3 protein-coding genes are annotated in these 3676 nt (G+C 68.8%); 2 read left to right on the top strand and 1 reads right to left on the bottom strand.

All coding sequences use genetic code 11. The features are described from left to right. Both NTX40_04350 and hypE read left to right on the top strand, forming a co-directional pair. The coding region (locus NTX40_04350; GenBank protein MCX5648315.1) for a helix-turn-helix domain-containing protein at window positions 1–953 on the top strand (953 nt) is incomplete at its 5' end. Window positions 954–1119: 166 nt separating this feature from the next. Next, entirely contained in the window at window positions 1120–2145 is a 1026-nt protein-coding gene (hypE, locus tag NTX40_04345; GenBank protein ID MCX5648314.1) for a hydrogenase expression/formation protein HypE, read from the top strand. Between the two features lie 17 nt (window positions 2146–2162). Here the strand turns inward: hypE and NTX40_04340 are convergent, their stop codons facing one another. Next, entirely contained in the window at window positions 2163–3296 is a 1134-nt protein-coding gene (locus tag NTX40_04340; protein MCX5648313.1) for a hypothetical protein, read from the bottom strand. Window positions 3297–3676: the final 380 nt, after the last annotated feature.

Here is a 3676-nt window from a genome sequence, read left to right as displayed (position 1 = left end):
CACGAGGTGGAGCCATGGGTCTCAAGGAGAACTTAGAGGAACTCGAGGCGCTTCGGCGTCTGCTTTTGGCGACGGAGGAGCAGGCGGCTTTCGGCCAGGCCGTGCGCCTCGCCCGGAGGAAGCGGGGGCTGACGCTGGAGGCGCTCGCGCAGGCGGCGGGTTTGGCGAAAAGTTACCTTTCGCAGATCGAGACCGGCTTCGCGCCCCCGCCCCGAGACGACAAGGTCCGCGCGATCGCCCGCGCGCTCGGCCAGGACGAAGAGACGCTCGTCACGCGGGCGCACCTGGCCCAGTTGCCGGACGACATCAAAGCCCGGATGGCGCGGCTCAGGGAGATCTTCGACTCGACGGAGGCGGTAATGCGGGCGCTTCTGGAGGCCAAGGTGGGCGGGCGCACCGAGCCAAGCCAGGCGGAGGCCGAGGACGCGGCGCCGGCGCGCGGAAGCGGCGGCCTGGACCTCGACGCGCTGCATCGGAGCGGCCTATTGCATCACCTGGCGGAATGGGGCGCGCCGCGCGGCGAAAGAGCCGAGCGCAAGGTTCGCCGAATCCCCGTCATCAACAAAGTGGCGGCGGGGTACCCGGTGGAGTTCACAGACCTGGGATACCCGGTCGGGATGGCGGACGAGTACGTGTCGGGCCCGGCGGAACTGGAGGACCCGAACGCGTTTGGGGTGCGCGTCGTGGGCGACTCGATGGAGCCGAAGTACCACGAGGGCGACGTGGTGATTTTCAGTCCGGCGGCGGAGGTGAAATCGGGGGACGACTGCTTCGTGCGGTACTCGCTGGGCGCCCGGCCGAACGATTCCGAGGCGACGTTCAAGCGGGTCTTCTTCGACTCGAAGGACCAGGTGCGCCTGCAGGCGCTGAACGAGCAGTACGCGCCGACGCTACTCGCGCCGAGCGAGATCGCGGGCATTTTCCGCGCCGTGGCGAGGTACGAACGGCTGTAGCCATTGCGGATTGCGGATTTCGGCCCGAAGGGCTCCTATGAAGGAACAGGGAGATTGCGGATTGGGACGGCAAACAGAGGCGCTCGGCGGCGGGGAATCGGTTAGCCGCGATCCCGGCGCGCCGGGAGAGCGTGCCACCCACAGGCGGGAGAAAGGCAAGAGGACCATGAACGACGAAATCATTCTCCTGGCGGACGGGGGCGGCGGCGAGCGCATGATGGGCCTGGTGCGCCGGGAGATTCTCTCGCGTTTCGCGCCGGGCGGCCGGGGGGAACTTGCGCGCCTAGGCGACGCGGCGCGGATTGAGTTGGCGGGCACGATCATCGCCTTCACGACGGATTCCTACGTGGTCCGTCCGCTCGAGTTTCCCGGCGGGGACATCGGCCGGCTGGCGGTGGCGGGGACGGTGAACGACCTGGCGTGCCTCGGGGCGAGGCCGGTGGCGCTCAGCCTGGCGTTGATCCTGGAAGAAGGCCTTCCGCTGGCGACGCTTCGGCGGGTGTTGGACTCGGCGGCTCGGACGGCGAGCGAGGCGCACGTCGCGGTGGTATGCGGCGACACGAAGGTGGTGGAGCGCGGCGGGGCGGACGGCCTGTTCATCAACACGAGCGGCATCGGGGCGATCGCGGCAGGCCGGCGGCTCGGGGCCGAGGCCATCCGACCGGGCGACCGGGTCCTCCTTTCCGGGACGATGGGGGACCACGGCATCGCGGTGATGAGCCGGCGCGAGGGCCTGGAGTTCGAGTCGGCGGTGGCGAGCGACGTCGCGCCGCTCTGGCCGCTCGCCGAGGCGGTGCTGGCGGCGTCGCCGAACCTTCGGGCCCTGAAGGACCCGACGCGGGGGGGCCTCGCGGCGGCGGTGAACGAGTTGGCGGAGTCGGCGGGGGTCGGGATGCGGATCGAGGAGTCGGCGATTCCCGTGCGGCCGGCGGTGGAAGGGGCGTGCGAAGCCCTCGGGCTGGACGTCCTTTCAGTGGCGAACGAGGGGAAGTTCGTCGCCGTCGTGCCGCCCGACGAGGCTGAGGCCGTACTTCAGGCGATGCGCGGGCACGCGCTCGGGTGCGACGCGGCGCTCGTGGGCGAAGTGACGGATGCGCCGGCCCGCGGGCCGAGGGTCACCCTGCGGACGGCGATCGGCGGCGAACGGATCCTGGAGATGCCCTACGGCGAGGATTTGCCGAGAATCTGCTGAGCCGCGTGCAGATGGCGTCAGCGGCCGGCGAGGAGGATGACGACGTCGATGATGAACAGCAGCACGATTGTGGCCTCCAGGACGACCATCCAGAGGTTGACGCGGTCCTGCTGCAAGAGGTCGTAGAGGTCGCCGAGGGTCTTGAGTTTCTCGTCGAGGATTTTGTGCCAGTCGGCGAGGTGGAAGCGTTCGGAGACGCTCTGGTAGATTTCCGCCAGGTACCAGTCGCCGAAGAACTTGGTGATGTTGACGAGTTCGTCGCTGAGGCGCGCGAGGTCGACGCGGATTTCGCGCAAGTTTCTTCGGACCTGTCGGCGCGGGCCCGGCGTGCGTCGTGCGATGTCGCGGTAGGCGGCGTCCAGCGCGGTGTCGAGGAGGCGGTCGTAGGCCTCGAGTTCCACCAGTTGGACGTTCGCAAGTTCCATGATGTGGAGGACGTCGTCGAGGCTCGTGCCTGCGCCGGCGACGAGGGCGGCGTCCCAGTCCACGACCACCAGGTCGGTGTCGTAGTAACTCAAGTACCGCGCGGTGGATTCGACGGCTTCCTGCTGTGACAGGCGCTCGGCGTCTTCCTCGTGAGCCAGCAGACCGGCGACCGGGCGGACGTGCTGGTGGAACCAGTCCTCGGCGGAGACGCCGGCGGCGGAGAGATCCTCGATCGCGAAGACCGTGTAGTCCTCGCTTTCGCGGATCTGGGAGACGGGGCGGATGCAGAAGGGAGCGAGTTCCCGCCGGGCCTCCTCCGCCAGTTGCCGCGCCTCATCCTCGGGCGTCCCGTCCTCGAACGCGAGGTCGTGGTAGGCGACGAGTTCTTCGAGCGAGGCGGCCTCGAACGGGACGCGGATCTGGACGCTCATCGCGCCGACGCTGAAGAGTTTGACGCTCCGGCGAACCTGGACGGGCCCGCGCGCCGTCCGGCGCTCGACCGTCGGCAGGGCGACCATCTGCGGTCGGTAGAAGAGGAAGTATTTCGGGTTCCGCTTGCTCGGGCCGACGGCATACTCGCTGACCGGTTGGCCGAGGAGCGTCTCCACGGGCTCGCGCTTCATGTCATAGGCCAGGTCGAACGCGAAGAGGTAAATCACCTCGCCGCGGTAGCGCGGGGGCGAGGGGAGGCCGGTGGGGGTGGTCGCCGGTTGCCGGGGTTCCATGATGGGCCTTTCCAGGCGGTGCGTTTCGGCCGCGTGCGGCGGCAGAGGTGCAGTCCGTCTTCCATGATGCCTGGGGCGGGGGCGACATGCAATCGGAATCGAGCAGTTAGTACTACAACGCCACTTGGCGCGGTGTCCCGCCGGGACGCCGCGCCACGGGCCAAGAACGCCATTTCCTGCGCGGTGGGTTCGCCGCGGGGCTTGCCCCGCGCTGCGAACAGCCAGCGCCCCGCAAGCGGGGCGGCGAACCGTTCGTTCCGCGTTGTTTTGACTATCCCCTGTCCGCCGCCAGGAGTTATACTAGTCGCCATGGAACTCCTCCGCGACCTCGACCACGTGGACCCGAAGTTCAAGGGCGGCGCCCTGTCGGTCGGCGTGTT

The sequence above is a fragment of the Planctomycetota bacterium genome (assembly GCA_026387035.1).
Lineage (GTDB): Bacteria > Planctomycetota > Phycisphaerae > FEN-1346 > FEN-1346 > JAPLMM01.
Note: the sequence above shows the minus strand (reverse complement) of the source record. Positions and strands in the feature narration are given on the sequence as shown.

Bases quoted from the DNA above. Each gene is read 5' to 3' on its own strand.
- hypE (MCX5648314.1), top strand. From the start codon at position 1,120: ATGAACGACGAAATCATTCTCCTGGCGGACGGGGGCGGCGGCGAGCGC.
- NTX40_04340 (MCX5648313.1), bottom strand. From the start codon at position 3,296: ATGGAACCCCGGCAACCGGCGACCACCCCCACCGGCCTCCCCTCGCCC.